This window comes from Gracilibacillus sp. HCP3S3_G5_2 (assembly GCF_052063305.1).
In the GTDB taxonomy this organism is placed as follows: Bacteria; Bacillota; Bacilli; order Bacillales; family Amphibacillaceae; genus Gracilibacillus.
On record NZ_JBQHXU010000005.1, the window covers coordinates 122,070 to 142,529 of the forward strand.

General features: G+C 35.7%; 21 protein-coding genes and 2 pseudogenes. 7 read left to right on the plus strand and 16 right to left on the minus strand.

Features of this window, described 5'->3' with window-relative positions; genetic code table 11:
• Positions 1 to 14 precede the first annotated feature (14 nt).
• The 6 genes from ACTNEP_RS09360 to ACTNEP_RS09385 form a co-directional block, all read right to left on the minus strand.
• Positions 15 to 1,511: a tripartite tricarboxylate transporter permease gene (locus ACTNEP_RS09360; protein WP_441161626.1), complete on the minus strand. Its 1,497-nt coding sequence runs from the start codon at positions 1,509 to 1,511 to the stop codon at positions 15 to 17.
• A 15-nt stretch (positions 1,512 to 1,526) separates the two neighbouring features.
• A complete protein-coding gene (locus ACTNEP_RS09365) occupies positions 1,527 to 2,009 on the minus strand; it encodes a tripartite tricarboxylate transporter TctB family protein (protein WP_441161627.1) in 483 nt (160 codons plus the stop codon).
• A complete protein-coding gene (locus ACTNEP_RS09370; RefSeq protein ID WP_441161629.1) occupies positions 2,010 to 2,984 on the minus strand; it encodes a tripartite tricarboxylate transporter substrate binding protein in 975 nt (324 codons plus the stop codon).
• Positions 2,985 to 2,997: 13 nt separating this feature from the next.
• Positions 2,998 to 4,011, minus strand: a complete 1,014-nt coding sequence (locus tag ACTNEP_RS09375) for a LacI family DNA-binding transcriptional regulator (RefSeq protein WP_441161631.1) — start codon at positions 4,009 to 4,011, stop codon at positions 2,998 to 3,000.
• A 74-nt stretch (positions 4,012 to 4,085) separates the two neighbouring features.
• The gene (locus tag ACTNEP_RS09380; RefSeq protein WP_441161632.1) at positions 4,086 to 4,988 is read right to left on the minus strand and encodes a dihydrodipicolinate synthase family protein; all 903 of its coding nucleotides are present in this window, start codon (positions 4,986 to 4,988) and stop codon (positions 4,086 to 4,088) included.
• 553 nt (positions 4,989 to 5,541) lie between these two features.
• Positions 5,542 to 5,715 carry a Spo0E family sporulation regulatory protein-aspartic acid phosphatase gene (locus tag ACTNEP_RS09385; RefSeq protein ID WP_441161634.1) on the minus strand — a complete coding sequence of 58 codons (174 nt, stop codon included), beginning with the start codon at positions 5,713 to 5,715 and terminating at the stop codon, positions 5,542 to 5,544.
• A 396-nt stretch (positions 5,716 to 6,111) separates the two neighbouring features.
• On the opposite strand from ACTNEP_RS09385, the gene ACTNEP_RS09390 reads away from it, so the two are divergent.
• Positions 6,112 to 6,339 (plus strand): helix-turn-helix domain-containing protein, encoded by a 228-nt coding sequence (locus ACTNEP_RS09390; protein WP_441161636.1) that lies wholly within the window; start codon positions 6,112 to 6,114, stop codon positions 6,337 to 6,339.
• A gap of 153 nt (positions 6,340 to 6,492) precedes the next feature.
• On the opposite strand, the gene ACTNEP_RS09395 is transcribed toward ACTNEP_RS09390, so the two are convergent.
• The 7 genes and pseudogenes from ACTNEP_RS09395 to ACTNEP_RS09425 all read right to left on the minus strand — a co-directional run bounded on the left by ACTNEP_RS09395 (position 6,493) and on the right by ACTNEP_RS09425 (position 9,927).
• Positions 6,493 to 6,897, minus strand: a complete 405-nt coding sequence (locus ACTNEP_RS09395) for a cupin domain-containing protein (RefSeq protein WP_441161638.1) — start codon at positions 6,895 to 6,897, stop codon at positions 6,493 to 6,495.
• 24 nt (positions 6,898 to 6,921) lie between these two features.
• Positions 6,922 to 7,755 (minus strand): carbohydrate ABC transporter permease, encoded by an 834-nt coding sequence (locus ACTNEP_RS09400; RefSeq protein WP_441161639.1) that lies wholly within the window; start codon positions 7,753 to 7,755, stop codon positions 6,922 to 6,924.
• 3 nt (positions 7,756 to 7,758) lie between these two features.
• Positions 7,759 to 8,235 (minus strand): carbohydrate ABC transporter permease, encoded by a 477-nt coding sequence (locus ACTNEP_RS09405; protein WP_441161641.1) that lies wholly within the window; start codon positions 8,233 to 8,235, stop codon positions 7,759 to 7,761.
• Between the two features lie 42 nt (positions 8,236 to 8,277).
• Positions 8,278 to 8,346: pseudogene (locus ACTNEP_RS09410) on the minus strand (hypothetical protein); the annotation flags it as partial.
• Positions 8,347 to 8,547, minus strand: a pseudogene (gene tnpA, locus ACTNEP_RS09415) (IS200/IS605 family transposase); the annotation flags it as partial.
• A gap of 178 nt (positions 8,548 to 8,725) precedes the next feature.
• Positions 8,726 to 9,676: a formylglycine-generating enzyme family protein gene (locus ACTNEP_RS09420; protein WP_441161642.1), complete on the minus strand. Its 951-nt coding sequence runs from the start codon at positions 9,674 to 9,676 to the stop codon at positions 8,726 to 8,728.
• Positions 9,592 to 9,927, minus strand: coding sequence for a hypothetical protein (locus tag ACTNEP_RS09425; protein WP_441161644.1), 336 nt, complete (start codon positions 9,925 to 9,927; stop codon positions 9,592 to 9,594). The genes ACTNEP_RS09420 and ACTNEP_RS09425 overlap by 85 nt, the downstream gene beginning before the upstream one ends.
• 621 nt (positions 9,928 to 10,548) lie before the next feature.
• Here ACTNEP_RS09425 and ACTNEP_RS09430 point away from each other — a divergent pair.
• From ACTNEP_RS09430 to ACTNEP_RS09455, 6 genes are all read left to right on the plus strand, one after another.
• Complete coding sequence (locus tag ACTNEP_RS09430) at positions 10,549 to 11,337, plus strand: TSUP family transporter (RefSeq protein ID WP_441161645.1); 789 nt, start codon at positions 10,549 to 10,551, stop codon at positions 11,335 to 11,337.
• Positions 11,338 to 11,449: 112 nt separating this feature from the next.
• Entirely contained in the window at positions 11,450 to 12,331 is an 882-nt protein-coding gene (locus ACTNEP_RS09435; protein WP_441161647.1) for a LysR family transcriptional regulator, read from the plus strand.
• 205 nt (positions 12,332 to 12,536) lie between these two features.
• Complete coding sequence (locus tag ACTNEP_RS09440) at positions 12,537 to 13,034, plus strand: PTS sugar transporter subunit IIA (protein ID WP_441161648.1); 498 nt, start codon at positions 12,537 to 12,539, stop codon at positions 13,032 to 13,034.
• A 248-nt stretch (positions 13,035 to 13,282) separates the two neighbouring features.
• Positions 13,283 to 14,062, plus strand: coding sequence for a MurR/RpiR family transcriptional regulator (locus tag ACTNEP_RS09445; RefSeq protein WP_441161650.1), 780 nt, complete (start codon positions 13,283 to 13,285; stop codon positions 14,060 to 14,062).
• A gap of 319 nt (positions 14,063 to 14,381) precedes the next feature.
• Entirely contained in the window at positions 14,382 to 15,749 is a 1,368-nt protein-coding gene (locus tag ACTNEP_RS09450; protein ID WP_441161651.1) for a PTS transporter subunit EIIC, read from the plus strand.
• An 84-nt stretch (positions 15,750 to 15,833) separates the two neighbouring features.
• Positions 15,834 to 17,612 carry a sulfatase gene (locus ACTNEP_RS09455; protein ID WP_441161653.1) on the plus strand — a complete coding sequence of 593 codons (1,779 nt, stop codon included), beginning with the start codon at positions 15,834 to 15,836 and terminating at the stop codon, positions 17,610 to 17,612.
• Positions 17,613 to 18,002: 390 nt separating this feature from the next.
• On the opposite strand, the gene ACTNEP_RS09460 is transcribed toward ACTNEP_RS09455, so the two are convergent.
• The 3 genes from ACTNEP_RS09460 to ACTNEP_RS09470 form a co-directional block, all read right to left on the minus strand.
• Complete coding sequence (locus ACTNEP_RS09460) at positions 18,003 to 19,265, minus strand: MFS transporter (RefSeq protein WP_441161655.1); 1,263 nt, start codon at positions 19,263 to 19,265, stop codon at positions 18,003 to 18,005.
• Positions 19,266 to 19,640: 375 nt separating this feature from the next.
• Complete coding sequence (locus ACTNEP_RS09465; protein WP_441161656.1) at positions 19,641 to 19,904, minus strand: hypothetical protein; 264 nt, start codon at positions 19,902 to 19,904, stop codon at positions 19,641 to 19,643.
• Entirely contained in the window at positions 19,901 to 20,263 is a 363-nt protein-coding gene (locus ACTNEP_RS09470; protein ID WP_441161821.1) for a DUF2252 family protein, read from the minus strand. Before ACTNEP_RS09470 ends, ACTNEP_RS09465 begins: the two co-directional genes overlap by 4 nt.
• Between the last annotated feature and the right edge of the window lie 197 nt (positions 20,264 to 20,460).

A 20,460-nucleotide genomic window follows, 5' to 3' on the forward strand; every position in this document is an offset into this window, starting at 1 on the left:
TGTTTAAAGAGCTCTTATACATTTCTTCTTTTCCGCTGTATCATTTTATTTAAGACAGGCAGGATAAGAGATAATATTGCTATAATAATTAAAACTAATGATATTGGTCTTGTGAAAAATATGGAATAGGGAAAATCTCCACCCATTAATAGCGCTCTTCTAAAATTGGATTCAGCCATAGGTCCTAATAATAAACCGAGAATCAGCGGTCCTAAAGGATAATCCAACTTCCTGAATATCAGTCCTACCATACCACTAATAAACACTATCCATACATCGAAAAATGAGTTATTTAAAGCGAATGCACCGATTATACTAAATAGAATGACAGAGATCCAAATATATTCCTTGCGTATTAACATTATACGGGCAAACAAATTAGATCCGATTAACCCTAATATAATAACTAAGATATTGGCTAATAGTAATAAACCAATAATGGTATATACAATATTTGGGTCCTCCACAAATAAATTAGGTCCTGGTTGTAATCCATACATCATTAATGCTCCAATTAAAATCGCTGTTACAGCATCACCAGGGAGCCCAAGTGTAAGCATTGTAGTAAATGCACCGCCAATCACTCCATTGTTAGCAGTAGTTGTTGCTGCTAAACCAGCCAAAGATCCTTTACCATACTCTTTTTTCTTTTCTCCTTTGACAAAGCGTTTACTTTGCTCCCATGTAACAATAGATGCTATATCTCCACCTGCTCCTGGTATCGCTCCAATAATAGGAGAGAGAACGGAAGAAAATAAAAAAGGTTTTCTCATTTCTTTTCTCTCTTTTCTATTAGGTAAGATTCTATTTAAGCGTTTAGTCACATTACTCTTTCTATTATTACTTTGGTCATTTTTGGATAGAAATTGGAAAAAGACTTCACCTAACCCAAATAAACCAATCATTATCGGAATAAAGGATATTCCCTCATACAAATCACTTTGATTAAATGTAAACCTTTGAGTACTCGTGATAGGATCTAACCCGACTGTAGCAATAAGCAACCCGATAAAACCACTAATTAGTCCTTTTCTTATTGATTTACCTGAAACACTTACCATGATTGATAAACCAAAAATGGCTAATGCGAAATACTCAGCTGCTCCAAAATTCAAAGCAAATTGTGCGATAGGCTTAGAAAATATCATTAAGAATATAACACTAATGATTCCTCCTAGTCCTGAATAAATAGCATTTACTCCTAGAGCCAAGCCAGGCTTACCTTGTTTTGTTAATGCATATCCATCAAAACTCGTTACCATAGATGCAGGTGTACCGGGTGTATTAACTAATATAGCTGGTATTCCTCCAGCAAATATAGCCATACAATATATAGAGATAAGCATCGCTAAACCTTGTTCTGGCGGGAGCCAAAAAGTCATAGGGGTTAAAATGGCAACCCCCATAGTAGCACTCAACCCAGGAAGTGCTCCGATAAATAATCCTAGAATGCTACCTAACAATAAAAACAATAGTGTACTAGGCATCAATATTTGTGATATGACTTCCATGAGAATGTCTCCAATCTATAGCATTATATTAAATCCTTCAATGAAGACGAAATGTACTACTACACTTAGTCCGACAGATACTAATATAGAAGGGATTAAAGGTAGCTTAAGTACCATACAAAGTAAAAACATTGAAGCACTTGCGACCAAAATAAACGGTAAAACTCCTAAAAGACTGATGAACCCTGCAATGACTGCAATAAATAAGAATAATTGTAAAACTCGCCTTCTGCTTTCTTTAGAAAATAAACGTTTACTACTCTTGGCTCTTAGACTGAAAAATAATTCTATTATAATAGTGATCATTATCAACATTATTATTAGCCTCGGAAAGTAAGCAGGCCCTATTCCGTCTGAACCGAACATAGTAGAAAAATTGTAAGTCTGCCAATACAAAAATCCGCAGATCATCAATATCACAAGACTAAAACTAACATTAGCAATTCTCATAATCTCACTCCTGACAAGAATTTGAATGGGCCTTGCTATCGTATACATTTAGTTACTGAGGTCTATATTTGGTATCAATTCAGAAAAATACTCATACTGTTCTTGAGCAAATTGTTGAAATTCTGCTCCATCTTTATAGTTTAGATTCATTCCTCTTTCTTCTAGTAATTTTGTAAATGCCTCACTTTCAGCAGCACTTTTAAATGCAGCTTGTAAGATATCTATTACTTCATCTGGTGTGTCTTTTGGAGCAACAAATCCACCCCAACCAGAAAGATTAATATCATATCCAAGCTCTTGTAAGGTAGGTACATCAGGTACATTTGCATCACGCTCTTCACTCATGACTGCCAATACTTTGAAATCTTCACTGTCCAAACCAGCAACTACTTCCGAAGGACTAACTGACACTGCATCTACATGTCCACCCATTAAAGCTGTTACAGCAGGAGCCGCTCCATCATATGGAATGTACTCTAATTCAAGATCTAATTCCTGAGCAAAGGCTGCAGCTGCAATATGCCAAATAGAACCTGTTCCAGAATTACCTACCTTTACTTCACCTGGATTCTCTTTCGCATATGCAATGAAATCCTCTATTGTGTTATATGGCGCATCAGCACTAACAGTGATTGCAGCAGGAATTGTCATTAGTTGTCCTATCGCTTTATAGCCATCAGGAGTAATGTCTGCTAAACCTAATTCTTCTACCATCGCTAACTCAACTGGAACATATCCGATTGTATAACCATCTGGATTCGCATCTCTTGTTGCGAGCATTCCTGAAGTTCCCGAACCACCTGTTTTATTTGAAACAACAACAGGAACATCAAGTTCATTTTCCATTTCTGTAGCGATTGTACGTGATACAAGGTCAGATGCTCCTCCCGCCGCAAATGGCACCACTACTTCTATCTGATTTTCTGGAAAGTTGGAATGATCTGCACTCCCACTGTTAGAGCCACATGCGGATAATATACCTATAATTGTTAGAATGGATATAGTTACTAATAATTTTTTCATATTTATCTCCCTCTCATCGAATATCTTTCGTAGAATCTCCTTCTACATACGTTGGTTTGATAACAATCTCTTTAGGCGGAAATTCAGAATTAAGTATTAAACGGTTTTTCAACAAAATAGTGGCTTCTAATCCAATACGATTTACTGGCTGTGTCATTAATGATAACTTCGGTTCTAGAAGCTCCCATTGCTGACTATCACCAAAGGCAATGACAGATAATTGGTTTGGTATTTGGATCCCTTGCTCCTTAATCGCTTTCAACATCCCTTTAGTAATAGTATTGTTACAAGAATACAAAGCAGTAGGTGGATTAGGAGATAGTAACAATTCCATTGTTAACCGATATGCTATGTCTTCTGCAAAATTGGTTTCCTTCCATAAAGAAGTATCTACTTGTATGCCTAAATCATTAAAAGCATCAAGTGCACCAGCGTATCTGTCCCTTCCGATAGAATTTTTCTTATGACCATATAAAACACCAATCTTTGTATGGCCTAACTCATATAACTTTTTTATACTTTCATACGATCCGTAATAATTGTCGTCTACTATCAAATCCGTCTCTATACCATCTACTTTCCGATCCAATGCAATAACTGGAATATTGTTATTTAAGATTTGTTGGATCATATCAGCATTTCCGCCAGTAGGAATAATGACTAATGCATCTACTTGTTGTTCCATTATTATCTGTAAAGATGCGAATTCTGCCTCTTTCTCATCATTATGACTCAACAGAATCATATGAAGCCCTAATGAACGAATTGTCTTTTCAACTTCTTTAGCAATAGTCATTAAATATAGATTGGAAATATCCGAAATTAATACAGCTACTTTATTTGATTTTGAGGATTTTAGGCTACGCGCATTAGCATTAACGCTATAACCAAGTCGGTTAATCGAATCTATCACTTTACTTAATGTTTCTTTACTGACGTAACCCTTCTTATTTATCACTTTAGATACCGTTGCAATTGAAACATTACAGTCATTTGCAACATCTTTTATCGTTACTCTTTTCTTCATCATTTACCTCCGCGTGAACTAAAGTTACTATCTATTATAAAAAACGGAAGTATTGCATGGAACAATAAATACCATTATAGCTTCGAATATTTTTCTTTCCATTGATTAATTTCTGTTTCTAATGCGGAAACATTCTCACTATTAATATCAAGATGAGGCGCTTTCACTGAACCTGCATGAATACCTCGCAACTCTAGTGCTTTTTTAAAATAAGACATATTTGCTCCACCACGTAAAATCTGAATAATTTCATCAGCTTCATGTTGAAAGCTTAATGCCTTTTCTATTTGATTTTTTTGATAGTGTTCATATAAGTTAACAAATGACTCTGGAAATACTCCAGATACCCCTGACACTACTCCATCACATCCCATTGCCAATGCTGGTAAAAATAGCGTGTCAGCTCCTGTAAGAACAGAGAACTCCCCTGATCTAACCTTTGTATAATCCTTTAACGTAATAAAATCAGGATAGCTATATTTAATTCCCACGATATTCGGAAACTGTTCTGCTAACCTTGTAACAACCTCTAGTGATAATTTATTTCCTGATAACTGAGGAATACTATATAAATAAATCGGGAAATCATCAGGTAATTTTTCGGCAATTGTTGCATAGTAATTCTCAATTTCTAAATCACTTGCCGTAAAAAATGCCGGAGTAACTACACCGATTCCATCTGCACCTGATTGATATGCATGCTTTGCCAGATCTAATGTATCTGATGTATTCATAGCCCCTACATGAATAAAAACATTTACTCTGTTTTCTGCAGTATTAATTACTCTTTCAGCGATTTGTTTACGCTCATCAATTGTTAATTTAAACATTTCCCCAGTAGTTCCCAAAGGATACAAGCAATCTATCCCTTTTTCAATCAGAAAATTGGTTAGCTTTTCTGTCTCTTGCAAGTTAACCGTCCCATCTTCATTCATAGGAGTAACCATAGCTGTCGTTACGCCAAATAATTTTTTCATACTAATCCCCCCAAAAATAGTAAAACGTTTTACTATAACATTAAAAAAAATTGAATTATAAAATTAATAAACCATTCATAACACGTTTTTAACTAGTAAAACGTTTTATCATGATACTATCATGAATGCGTTTGCTACGCAAGTCTTTTTTTTTGTAACTGCTAAACTAAAATAGGCATAAAGTGTTCAATATGATTGAACACTTTATGCCAATATAAATGAACTATATAATTAGTTAACCAATTATTTTAACTTCTAACAAAGTGCCAAATGATTGAGGTGAGTTATTAGTAGATCCAGTAATTACTGTAGCCATGCCATATTAGATAGAATCATTCACCGAGTTCTGAAGCTATGGACCTAATTTGGTACTTAAAACAGTTTTAAGTACCAAATGCACAGAATGCCGAGACTAATTTAGTACTTATATGAAAAATTAACTGCCAAATCCATTAAATATAATTAATAAAGGAAAGTAATAAGACTATACTTTCCTTTTTACTTACTTCTAACTTAAACTTACATAGATTGTTAGCTAACCTAATAAATAATATTATCTATCACTTTTTAATTTTTGATAAATTTCTATTTGTTCATCTAATAATTCACTATATTCAATTGTAGAGGGTGCAGTTAATCCATCTCGCAACCCTATGTCCACTAATTTTTTTCGCATTATTTCAATTCGTTCTAATAGTAATTCTTTATCAATTTCACTATTACTCATAATTGAATCCCCTTTTTCCACTAGCAGGTAAGATAGATCGATTACATAATAATTCTATTTGGAGTATAGAAGATCTAGCATGAGGATAATTACTATAGAAAGTCATTAAAGCTTACTATTCAGTAAGTTATATAAAGAGCCAAGCTTTGTCATAATCTTTGGGTTAGCTATTAAAAACAGCTCTACAACAGCCCACATTGATTATAACTTTCCTTCCCAATGAATCCATCCTTCTAATTCACATAGAGCCATATACAGAAAAAGTAATTACCAAAACCTGATGTCCCATAGAGAACATTTCGCAGTTTATTGGTACTTAATAACGTACCACTCATAAGTAAATACTATGGTAAATTCAATTTAAAGTCAACTAATACTTAAATTTAAGGGTGTATTATGAATAAAAAAGTGGTCGTAAAAATTAATAGTATATTAAATAAACACAATATTTCATTAAGAGAACTTTCACGAAGAACCGATATCAGACATGCGACGCTTAGTGAGCTCTCTAATGAAAAGCGACAGAATATCAACTTCCAACATATTGAAAAAATTGCTGAAGCACTTGATATTCAAGATATTCGAGAAATCATTGATTTTAAATCAGAATATGATGATGAATGAGTAGCATTTTTAAGCGTTGGTTATTGGATTAGTTACGCTTTTCTCTTCACGTTAAATTGGGAGAAAAATTATACTCTCTAGTAGACACAAATTAGTCCTCAAATAACTTATTTCATTATGAAAGCTGCCACTAAATTATGTGACAGCTTCTTTTTAGTCATTGCTTATAAGTTCTTTTAATTTTTCAATCTGTTTACCTTTTAACTCTATTATTTCGCTATTTTCCATACTAGTATTTGGTGCTTCGATCAGTACTAACTTCGCATCTTTTGTTGTTATTGTGTTATGCCACAGCCCTTTAGGGATGTTATACACTTTACCTTGCTCCATGCGAACATTACCAAACTGCCAATCACCTGCTGATTCTTCTCCAAACACAAGGTTACATCCACCTTCTAGAAGTACAAATAATTCATCCGTTTCATTATGTTTTTCTAGACTATTGAAACCATCTATATCATTTGAAGGCTTCCAATTCTTCAAACCAACCATCCAGTCATTATTACTATATACTTTCTGCATACCTTCTTCATTAAACGCATACTGTTCAATAATCATTGATAAAGACCTCCTCTAATTCTGTTATCCTTTTACCGATCCTGCCGTCATACCTTCAATTAATTTCTTCTGTGCAAAAAAGAATAGGACACAGACTGGAATAATCGTGATAATACCTCCTGCTGTCAGTAAATCCCACTGAACACCTAATTGACCGATTAGGTTTTTTAACGTAACAGGAATTGTCCTTGTTTCTTCATTAGTAAATAAAACTGCAAACGTATATTCATTCCAAGACTGAATAAAAATATAGACACCTGTTGCGATAATAGATGGCATTAATACAGGCAAAATCACTTTAATAAAAGCTTTAGCACGATTGGCTCCATCTATCATTGCAGCTTCTTCTAATGATGAAGGTAAATCTTTTAAATAACCAGTAAGCATCCATACAGAAAAAGGTATGGTAAACGTTGCATAAGCAATAACGAGTGAAATTGGTGTATGTAGTAAATTAACACTACGCATAATCGCAAACAAAGGAATTAACAATAGAACATTGGGGAACATATTATTTGTTAAAAACAACCCCATAAATACCTTCTTACCAAAAAACTCATATCTAGTGAATGCATATGCCGCTAATGTCGACACAATCAAAGTGACAATCGTTGTGATTATTGCAACGGAAAAACTATTAAACATTGGTAATATAAAATTAAATTCGCCAAATAACTTTCTATAAGCTTCTAACGTAAAATTTTCTGGCCAGTAAGTAACAACTGGACCGTATAATTCATTTTCAGGTTTTATTGATGTAATGAATGTCCAATAAAAAGGAAAAAGCAAAAACACCATAATAATTGTAAGTGGTAAATATAATAGGAGTATCTTTTGAAATAGACCTTTCTGCTTCATTAATTATCTCTCCTTAAATGAATTCTTCAAGTATGGTATTGCAACAACTGCGAGCATCACCATTAAGAATAATGCCATACTGGAAGAATACCCTAAGTCTAGTACTGTCGCTTTGTTAAAAATATAGACACTTAAGGTTTGTGTAGAATAAGAAGGGCCTCCACCAGTCATATTATGAATAATATCTACCGAGTTTGCTACCCAAATAACTCTTAGTAAAACCGTGATAAATATTACATTTTTCAAAGATGGAATCGTAATTCGTAATAATTTCTGTAACTTAGTCGCACCATCAATATCGGCAGCTTCATACATCTCTGTAGAGATTGCTTGAAGACCGGCTAATAACATAATCGCAAAAAATGGGATTCCTTGCCAAATGATCGTAACAATTACAGACCCAAACGCTGTTGACGTTTGTGATAGAAAAATAATTGGCTGATCAATGATGCCTATTTTCATTAACAAATCGTTTAACACACCATAGTTTCCATCATAAATCCATTTATAGCCACTTCTTGCCTAAGCTGAATACAAAGCAAGACATGTATGCCCATTACTTAATACATAGCGATCCCTCTCTTCCCAACTTGATTTTAATAATGTTAAATGATCAGCCATAGCATTAGCTTCATGAATAGTTACACCTTTCGACTCACATTAATCTCGAATAATTTGGCCGATACTTCTTTTATATTTTCCATAAATGATTCGCCTTTTATATTTTGGAGCGAAAACAATATGATACGTACAATTCCACGTTGTGTGTTCTAAACTATTCTTGTCCTTCATGGGACACGCCTCCTTCTTTGGTGCGATATAGTGGTCGGGAAACCAACTTTACCTTACCATGAAGTGAGGCTTTTTTTGACCCATGCTAAAAGCTTTCCGGAACCCATAGCACAGCCAGGGGTTTTTAAAAACATTAATAAAAGACATACCCCATCGCTGGGACATGTCTAAGCTATGATTATATATCCGCCACACAACGAAAGCCCAAATTGCCTGTTGAACTGTCCATTGTATTCGCGCTACGTGCTGCTACTCGGTATCGATTACAGTAGGAATGGTGACACAGGTAGGAACCACCTCGTATCACTCGTGGTATTTGGTTTCCTGGGTATTTTAATTGTTTGGTGTTATCATTTTCAAACGGATCAGCACACCATTCCCAAACATTTCCTGAGACATTGTATAGGCCATAACCATTTGGCGGAAACGAGACAGCTGGTGCAGTACCTATATAGCCATCCTCCTTCGTATTACTCGTAGGAAATTCACCCTGCCATATATTGCAGTAATGTTCACCATTCGGGTGCAACTCATCTCCCCATGCATATTTCTTTTGTACTAATCCACCACGAGCAGCATACTCCCATTCTTTCTCAGTCGGAAGTCGCTTCCCTGCCCAGTCACAAAAAGCAACCGCATCATTCCAGGAGACATGAATAACCGGGTGGTCCATCCGCTCGTCAATCGAGGATCCGGGACCTTCTGGTTGATACCAGAATGCCTCATCCACTGCTAACCACCATGGTGTTCCTGGAACCCTTCGTTCTTCTATCACCTGTTCCTTCCGAAGAAACAAATGAAAAACAAATGACCAACCAAAATTTTCTGCTTCGGTTTTGTAGCCAGTATCATCCACGAATGCCTTGAATTCGGCATTAGTCACCGTGTGGCTATCGATATAAAAAGGCTTCACCTCTTCTTTTCTTACAGGACCTTCCTGATCAGCTGGAAAGCCGTCATCATCCTCTGTCCCCATTAGAAATGCTCCACCATCAAGTAATACCATTTTATCTTTAAATTTAATGGTTTGCTTTTTTTGATTTGTCACAGGTGACGTTTCTGTTTTTGCATCTGTAAAGCTTGCTCTGCTGACTGAACAACAAGAAGCTTGCTGATTCTCCTTTTCCACTCCAAAAACTCCTTTTTCCATGCTATATGTTCATTATAGCATGGGGTACAAGTGTATAATGAGTCCACACGTAAGGTCATATTTAATTGATAGAAAAGACGTGCCTGTTCCTCTTTAGCCACATTGTCCTTGATCCAATTTCTGATGTCATCCTCTGTTACAACAGCATTTGTTTCTTGCACGTACTGTTTCATGGCTTGTGCCTTTGTTTTATCCTTAAGTGCATGAACTAACGTAAGGTAGCCATCCATTACATGATATTTTACAAATGTTATCTCTTCCGTTACCGCTTCTTGCTCACGATTTAGTGCTACATGTTCCTTTCTTACATCTTAAACAGGATCTCTGACTTATTCATCAATACTTTGGCAAGTTTTTCTGAAATGCCTTTGGTCTGTAGGACAAAGTTTTTTTTATCTTGGATTTATCAATTTCATCGCCAACTTTATTTGGAAGGCTAATGCATTTCCTTGCTAGTTAAGCTCATTATGGGAAATAACGACATTATTATGTAATATTTTATCAACTCACATCTATCCTCTCCCTCGCGAGAAACTATAGCAATCATATTGCGACTATAAAACAAAGAAAAAACCTAAATTTGAATATAATTCGCTCCTTTTAGAAGCTTTCATTCAAATTTAGGTTTTGCCTATCCCTATAGTAACAATCCTAAAATATTAATTTGTTGTTGAAATAATAGCAGCATATTCGACATGTAATGGAAAACCTTTTCTTCGGTTCTTTTTTCCTACCCCTATATCTTTTGGTTATAGGCTATTAAAGAATGGTATTACCGAAATGTGAAAACCTCTGCTAATATTAATTTCGTCAAAACAACAAAAGAAATAGAACATCGGAGTTGAAATTTTATGTTAATTATATATTTTATCGTTGGACTCTTTGCCTCTACCCTCGGAGCAGTTGCTGGTCTTGGTGGTGGAGTCATTATTAAGCCTACTTTAGATTTACTTGGACATTTTGATTTAGCAACAATCGGAATTTTATCTGCTGCTACTGTCTTATCGATGTCATCTGTATCATTAATTAAATGCAGGAAAAACAAAGAAATGAGAGTTGATAGAACAAGTAGTTCGATAATCGCTGTAGGTTCGATTATTGGTGGAGGTACTGGAAAAGCATTATTTAATCTGCTCACTATATCACTAAATATCCCAACTATAACAGCTATTGTCCAATCAGCTGTATTAGCTAGTCTTCTCTTGTTAATCTATATCTATTTTAAGAAGAAACACAAATTAAATACCTTTGTAATAGAAAACAAGTTGATTATACTTGGAGTAGGCTTTACTCTCGGATTGCTTTCCGCATTCTTAGGTATTGGCGGTGGACCAATTAATGTAGCTGTTTTATCATTGTTTTTCTCGATGAACACCAAAAATGCAGGAATTAATTCTATCTTTATCATTTTTTTCTCCCAGTTGGCAGCCCTAGTTTTAATTGCATTCACAACAGGTTATGGCAATTCTGATTTATCTATGCTTTACTATATGATTCCAGGTGGAATTCTTGGCGGTATAATTGGTTCTACTATTGTCACAAGACTGACAAATAGGCATGTGGAAAAAATATTTAATATTAGTATTCTATTTATTATTGGTATGAATCTATACAATATTATGAAGGTTACCCTTACTTAATGACGATAACTATCCATCCGTTCTGACCTGCTACTTTTATATAAAGTAGCACTTATTGTTTAACCTTTTCATTTGGTTTATAATTATCTACGTCCTTAAGGAGGAAATACCAATGAATATCGCTACCCTACAGATGTTCTGTTTGGTTGTAGATGTAGGAAGCATTAGCCAGGCTGCCAAACTTTCTTATGTATCACAGCCAGCAGTGACTAAACAAATACACCAATTGGAAACTACGTATAACACCTTACTTTTTGATCGAAAAGATGGCAGACTAACACTAACGGAAAACGGTAAAATCTTGTATCCTTTTGCTAAATCCATTGTAGAAGATTTCAAACGATCGAAGGATGCCATAGAAGTGAACAATAAAAAATACCATGAATTCTTGAAGGTCGGTGCAAGTCTTACGATAGGAGAGTATTTATTACCAGGGTTTCTAGGTAGATTCAATAAGAAAAATCCCAACATAAATATATCACTCTTAGTAGAGAACACACCACGTGTACTTGAAGCTTTGTCTAATGGCATTATCGACCTTGCTTTGGTAGAAGGCATTATCACAGATAAAAACTTACAAGTAGAAAGTATTGCAGAGGATGAATTAATCCTCATTCATTCTCCTGATCATGCTTGGAAGGATCGTGAATCCATTACCCTTCAAGAGCTAGCAAACGAAAAAATGATTTGGCGTGAACCTACGTCTGGTACACGACTTATCATCGAGAACTTTTTAAGAGAATATGACATATTAGATAGCATCGAAAGCTACATGGATTTAGGAAGTACACAGGCAATCAAAAGTGCGGTGGAGGCTAATCTAGGAGTAAGCATTGTCTCTAGTTTAACCGTTAAGCGTGAGCTAGAAGTAGGTTTATTATGCGAAACCAAAATCAAAGACGTTGCATTTAAACGGAACCTTTGGCTAGTTACTAGAAAACAACGCTTCAGTAAGAATAGTGCGAGGGCATTTGTTGAATTTATCAAAAAGTGATTCCATCATAATTACAGTAAAGTGGAACGGTTAATGCGGCACAAACTCTCTATTAAGTGATAGGGAGTATATTATCAATCAACAGTTATAGGGTATAAATATATTGAATAACCACCCTTCTCTAAATTGTTGTAAAATTTAATTACATTAATAATAAAATTAATGTTAGATGACATAGGACAACAAAAGAGAGGATGCATGTTACATGTTAGGTAAATTGTTTTCAAAACGAAAAAAGCTAGATGAGGTATGGCTAGCACCATTAACAGGCGAGCTTGTCAATATAGAAGAAGTACCGGATCCTACATTTTCCGAAAAAATGATGGGAGAAGGATTAGCCATTAAACCTACGGAAGGTAAGGTTTTATCTCCTGTTGATGGCGAAATTATTCAAGTTTTTCCCACTAAACACGCAATCGGGATCAGATCTGCTAATGGAGCTGAAATTTTAATACACATAGGCTTGGAAACGGTGTCGCTAGATGGAGAGCCTTTTGAATTACATGTGAGCGACGCTGACAAGGTACAAGCGGGACAGTTGTTAGTATCATTTGATTTGGAGGAAATTAGTAATACGGCCGCAAACACCATTACCCCAATTGTTCTTACAAACGGTGACAGCATTGAAAATCTAGTAAAAAAAGAAAACTGTGATGTACAAGCTGGAAAAACAGAAATTGTAAGCTATCAAGTAAACAACTAGCATTCAGCTCACTGCTAAGAAGTATATCATTTTCACAAATAGTTTATAGAAAAAAGTGTTGAGACGTAGCGGTTTCTTAACACTTTTTTCTTGATCAAAAACTCTCATTTCCATTTTTTTTAAAAACAAATATATTTGGTCAAAAGAACTTTTAAGGATATAATTATGATAGGAGTACTTTCAATTCTATTACCATCAGCAAAATTTAGTAATTTATTCAAATATATGATATACAGAAGGTGTTTTCAGTGAAAATTGAGGAATTAATTAATAAAAACTACTCCGCTTTTAGTGAAGGTGAAAAAGAGCTGGCAAAATTTATGTTAAGTCATAAAGAAGACATCTATGACCTAAGTATTAATGAGTTCGCCTCTCAAAGCTTGAGCTCTAAATCGTCTGTTTTACGATTTGCTCAGAAATTAGGATTCACGGGCTATACAGAAATGAAAAATTTAATGAAATGGGAAAGCCATTTGTCAGAAGGTCATATGTCACAGGTAGATTTCGGCGAAATAGTGATCCAAAATGTGAAGAGAACCATCAGCCATTTAAATAATATCAACCTTTCCAAAGTATGTGAACTAATGGAACAAGGTGCTAACATTTATCTAATGGGAACAGGTCTCCTACAGCAAAACCTTGCCCTGGAAATGCAACGAATGTTCTTAGGTATTGGGGAAAATATGCAAATTATTCCCATGGATATCAATACGGAGATTTATCAATTGGTAACAGAGAGAATGTCAGAGGATGATCTTCTTATCATTTTTTCAAGATCCGGCAATAACCCCACCCTTAAAGACGCGCTTAGTATTCCATTGATAAAGAATGTTAAAATCCTAGCCATCACGGCTTCCGAGAATAACTGGTTAACCAACCACTCCACTTTCTTTATCCCGGTATATGTGGACCAACACTCTAAACTGATTAGTGACTGGTTTTACTCATCAAGTGCCTTTCACAGTATTGTCGAAACACTAGCTTATCATTACTTTGAATATAAAAACAGATCACTTACAGATAAATAATTATTTCATTTAAACCAAGAAACAGTGCCCTGAGATAAAACAAAGCGCCGAACAACAAGTCGAATTATATCAGATAACACTCGCCCTTGTTCAGTTACTTTTCTTTGGCGTTTTTATCGATACTCCGAATGTCTCGTTGTTGCCACCTAAGCTTATTTCATCTAAATTCAGGTGAGATTGAGGAACACTTCACTTTTTTATTCCCATCCTATGAAACCTTTTCCCGATATCCGTGTAAGCCCTTCATTTAAACAAGCACATCCACTATAATCTCATTATGGTAACGTTACCTTAACAGCTTTAGAAAGGGGATTGGACAGTGAATGATAAACAACTCGCACAGAAAATAATTGAATTATCTGACGGCGCATCGAATTTTTCAAATATAACAAACTGTATGACAAGAGTAAGAATCAGTTATAAAGATGAATCAAAAGTAGATGTAGAAAAGATTAAAGAACTAAAAGGGGTCATGGGGGTTAATCAGGAAGAAACGACCCAGATTATTGTTGGACCTGGTCGCAGTACAAAAGTAAGAGAGGAAATTGAAAATCTCCTAAGTTCTTCATCAGATGCCGAAGTAACAGGTTCTGAGGAAAACAATGAAAAAAAACAAGGATTTTTGAAAACACTAGCAAGTATATTCGTTCCTGCAATACCAGCAATTATCGCTTCCGGTGTTGCCATGGGGATTAACAACATTATTAAAAACCTTGCGACTGCTGAAGTTGCTAAACAAGGCGTAAGTGCTACAGATAGTTTAACAGCACAAGAAGTAGTACTGGAATCTTGGAATATGCTGGAGGTCAGTACACTTCTTGCCATCATTGGAGATGCTACTTTCGCATTTTTAGCTATTTACATTGGGATAACATCCGCTAGAGTATTCAAAACTGATATGATCCTTGGTGGTGCACTTGGTGCGATTACGATTGCAAGTCAACTCGAAATGCTCGGTTTGACAAGTGGACAAGGGGGACTCTTTGGTGTCATCTTAGGGGTCTATATACTGGCCAAGGTTCAAAAACTTTTAAGAAAAGTAATACCAAATATTTTAGACGTAGTATTAACACCTACTTTTACGATTTTGATAACAGCTATTATCTTTGTGTTTGCCGTAATGCCAATTGCTGGATTTGTATCTGATTGGTTAATTGAAGGAATTATGTATGTCATTGATAAAAGTGGTATTTTAGGTGGTTTCTTATTATCAGCATTATTCCCATCATTAATTGCAACAGGGTTACACCATGGGTTAGTACCCATTCACTTAGAACTAATTAATGCAACAGGAACAACTGCGATATTCCCTGTGCAGATCATGAGTAATTCAGGTCTAGTTGGCGCAGGTCTGGCGATTTATTTACTTTCTAAAAGTGAAAAAGTAAAAGAAATTGCGAAAGGTGCTGTTCCAACAACCTTCTTATCTGTTGGTGAACCGACAATGTATGGTGTTGTTTTACCTTCTGGCTTTGGTTTTATTACGGCATCCATTGGTGCTGGTTTTGGAGGTATGATGATTCGCCTACTTGATGTACAAGCATCCGCTTACGGTGCAGCCGGCATGTCTGCAATTCCATTAATTGCAGATGGTAAGTATTTACAATATCTATTATCCTATGCGGTTGGTTTTACCGCCTCCTTTATCCTTACTTATATCGTAGGAAAATTGCGAAATTACAGCTAACTGCCTCAGCAAGGGGGATTGCCTTATAGAGAATGGTCCCCCTTACATTTTATTAAACACTTTGTAATAATGGAGTTGAAAAGAATGAAAGTAATTCAAGTAATGTTTGATACGTTAAAAAGAAATTACCTAAGTCCTTATGACACCTCAGATGTTCGTACACCAAATTTCACACGACTCGCTACCAAGACGGTTCGTTTTGATAACTTTTTTGCGGGAAGTTTGCCCTGTATGCCGGCAAGACGTGATATGCAAACGGGACGTTATAACTTTTTACATCGAGGGTGGGGGCCTTTAGAACCGTTTGATGATTCGATGCCAGAGTTATTAAAGAACAATGGTATTTACACACACCTTGTCACAGATCATAAACATTATTGGCGAGATGGAGGCTCCACCTATCACCCACGTTATTCCTCCTATGAGTTGATTAGAGGACAAGAGGGTGATAATTGGAAGCCAAAAGTAAATAAAAATACAAACATTGATGGATTAGAAAAGTTAGACTCGGAAGGGCAAAAACGAAAAATGGTAAGTATGTCCCAGGATGCCATCAACCGTTCACACATGCCAAATGAGGAAGATCATCCCCTCTTTCGAACAGTAGAAGCAGGACTAGAGTTTTTAAGAGAAAACCAAGATGCAGATAATTGGTTCTTACAGATTGAAAGCTTTGATCCGCATGAACCATTTTTTGTTCCTGAAAAATATTTAGAGATGTATGGTGTTTCTCAAGAGGATTACAATGGTTGGTTACTCTATTCATATGATGATTATTCCGATGAGCATAGAAGAATTGTACAAGGCTACTACAAAGCACTCGTAACCATGTGTGATGCGTATTTAGGTAAAGTATTAGATTACATGGACGAGAAGGACCTTTGGCATGACACGATGCTCATTGTCAATACAGATCATGGCTTCATGCTAGGGGAACATGAATGGTGGGGTAAAAATATTATGCCTGTTTACAATGAGATTGCCCAGCTGCCCTTCTTTATTTGGAACCCAAGCATACGCCGTCAGAATGACAGTACGGATGAATTAGCACAAACGATTGATATTCCTGCTACCATTCTGGATTTCTTTAATATTGAAATACCTAAGGATATGCAAGGGAAATCTTTAAGCAATGTCCTAGAACACGACCAAGCTAATCATAATGGTCTGTTATTCGGTTATTTTGGCAGTAACATTAATATTACCAATGGCGAATATGTGTACATGAGGGCACCAATGCCGAATGTGGAGCATCTTTTATATGAATACACATTGTCACCTATGCGAATTAACCGACGCTTTACTATCGATGAATTACAAGGTGCGATCCTAACTGAACCATTTGATTTTACAAAAGGATTAAATGTGCTAAAAATCAAATCCAATGATATCATGGCGAAGAATTACCAAAGATTTGGCCATAAATTATTTAATTATAAACAGGACCCGAATCAGGAACACCCAATTGATGATATCTCCATCGAATATGACATGATCGTACAGTTAAAAGAATTAATGAAAGACCATGATGCTCCAGAAGAATTGTATGCCTATTATGGTTTAGACAAGATCCATTCGGAAGAAGATGTGCGTAGAGAACATGAACAAACTAAAAAGAGAAATGAAGCATTACTTCATGACATAAAGTTTGAAGAAAGTTCGGTGAAAGAAGGCTACCTTGCACTGCAATCGTCAGTAAAGGATTCTAAGCTCATAGAGTCTTTGAAACAATATTTACAGGAGGCAAGCAAAGAAAACCCGGTGACAAAAACACAATTAAGAACATGGGTAAAAGAAAAAATACCAGCAGAGAAACAATCATTTATAAGCTATCAATTGAATTTATCAATGAGAGTGCATTAAGAACGAAGATGAGAAGGGAGATTTTGAGCAATCTTCTTACCGAAACACAAAAAAGCCCCACCTTCAAACTTTAACATGCGCCCTATAGGGTACTTTAATGTATATGGGAAATACACATCTCATACTTTTGGCGTGTTATGGGATTTGGTGTTTGTTGTTGCCCTGGGGGGACAACAACACCAAACACCTCGCGCCAGCATTACATAGAATAGGAAAGCTAAAATGAGTAAGAAAACATTTACAAATAATTCGGTGTTTTCGTTAACAACATATAAAAAAACCACCTATATTCAAATAGATGGGGTTTACTGCAATTACAAGTATGTTAGTTAGCACCTATTTCAACGATCATATTATGTGCTTTAGCTAATTCTTCATCTTTCTTTCCTCTTAACTCATTGCCTTGATTTTCTTATCAGAAGGGACAAAGAATAAAACAATCATGCCTATTATAAATAGGGCGATCAAGCTTAATATACCAGCATTAGATTTCCCAGTGACTTGTGATGTAACACCTACTAATAATGGTCCTGTTACAGAAGCAAATTTTCCAAAAATGTTATAAAAGCCAAAGAATTCATTTGACTTATGTTTCGGGATTAGTTTAGCGAAGTATGATCGACTTAAGGCTTGCAATCCACCTTGAGAGGTCGCTACAAGCATAGCAAGTATCCAAAAATCAACCGCCGTTTCCAGAAAATATCCATAAATGCATACTACAATATATATCATGATCCCTATATTCAGCATTATTTTTGCGGAGAAACGATCTGCCAAGCGCCCGTATAAAATAGCAAATGGTGCCGCCACTATTTGTGTAACAAACAGCACAATTAGCAATACCGTTGCATCCACTCCCACATCTGTTCCATATGCCGTTGACATCGAGATAATCGTACCTACACCATCTATGTAGAAAAAGTAAGCAATCAGGAATATTGTTAAATACTTGTACTCTCTAATATGTGTGACTGTTTCTTTCAAACGAAGGAAACTTGTGCGAATCGGCTTAGGATCACGTTTAATCGCATGAACTTGCTTTACATTTTTCAATAGTGGAATAGAGAAAATTGTCCACCAAATACATGCGATTAAAAAGGCAATTTTACTTGCTGTAGTGCTTGAGATTGGAATAATCCCTTGCTGAGCAAGCAGAATAACAGCGATACTGAATACGAATGGGATAGCCCCTCCTATATAACCTAAACCAAATCCTCTCGCAGATACTTTGTTCATCCTCTTATTTTCTGTCACATCTACTAAAAAGGCATCATAGAAAAGATTGGCACCCGTTGACCCAAGCGAAGCCAGTGTGTAGAAAATAAGTAGTAGTAACCATTCCCCTTCAGGAACAAAAATAAGTGCGAACGTAGAGAATATACCTAACGATAAGAAGCTAATAAAAAACTTCTTTTTGTATCCTTCATAGTCTGCAATTGTTCCTAAAATCGGCCCAATAATTGCTAATATAAAGGTAAAAATAGCAATCGTGTAACCTAAATATGCTGTCGAATCTGCCCCGTCTACTCCTGACAATGTAGCTTGGGCTTTGTAAAAGATAGGAAACACTGCGGTGGTAATAATAATTGAAAAAGCATTACTGGCCCAATCATATAACATCCAGCTTGTTTCCTGCTTCGTATATTTCTTCATAGTCTCACCGTCCTTATCATACTATTCTACTAGACTGCTTCTTAAAAAACGAAAATAATGTAAAAATTTACAATAATTTAACTTCATCTGTCTTTCTTTATTCCACCCTCTTAAAGATATTATGTAAAAACAATGTTTACAAGCTACCTTGAGATTTTAGAGGGAGGGTTTTTTATGGAATAACGAAGTCCCTCCAAATAAAAAGTAGATGTCGTGCAATTGTTATATGTTTTTCTATGCATCCTGCAAAAAAGCCAATGCACACGATGTTCGAGCATCGTACACATTGACTCATCAGCGTAAACAAACTTCTAGTTATAGCTTATATCTTGCTACTCTTCCTTTTATAAATCCAAAATACGATACCACCTAAAACTAGTAGAGCCGTACCAAAAAGCAGAAAGTTAAATATCGATGTCGCTGTTTGGGTAATAATTTCTCGTTATTCTGATCCGTATCGCTTTCCGAAGAATTTTTTTCTTCTAATCGATTATTGGTTAAATCGAATACTCGTCCCTCTTTTACCGTTGTCCATTTTGCTAATTCACCGTTCAATGGCTCTTCACTTACTTCTTTTACCAATTTGCTAATAAAGCCTTCTAAATTATCCTTTGTGAAGTAGTTTTCCTGAACGTTCACGGCTCCATCCGCAACATGCTTAATTGCTTCTCTATAATACGTTCCATATTGTTCGACAGTCTCAATTCAACCTCAAGCTGCAAATTAGGTGCAGCGTCATTCAGAAGATATAGACTTGTCCCATAATTTAACAAATCGAAATAAAATAGCGCAATAGTTGCTTCATCAAAATCATTCAATTCAAAAATAGCCTCACCATTTCTATTGCCATAAAACCCCAGATTCTCTATATGCAAATCACCAGTAATCCAAGTATTGGCTTGATTAAGCGACGACCAACTTTCTGGAATTTTCACTACTTGATTCTTCACATAAAGAACAAAGAGTAAAGCCGTTCCCCGGTAAAAAGCAGCATGGATTAGCCGCTAGTCACTCAAGCTTTGATGACCTTACATTACTATTCTTAATATATTGATAATATTCCATAATATATTGCTGAACCGTATCCATTCTTTCTGACCCAGCTAATGAATTTACATCTTCCAGATTCAACAGCAGGACCATCCGATATTACAAAATCAGTATCTTCAATTTCATCATAGTAGTGCGCTACAAG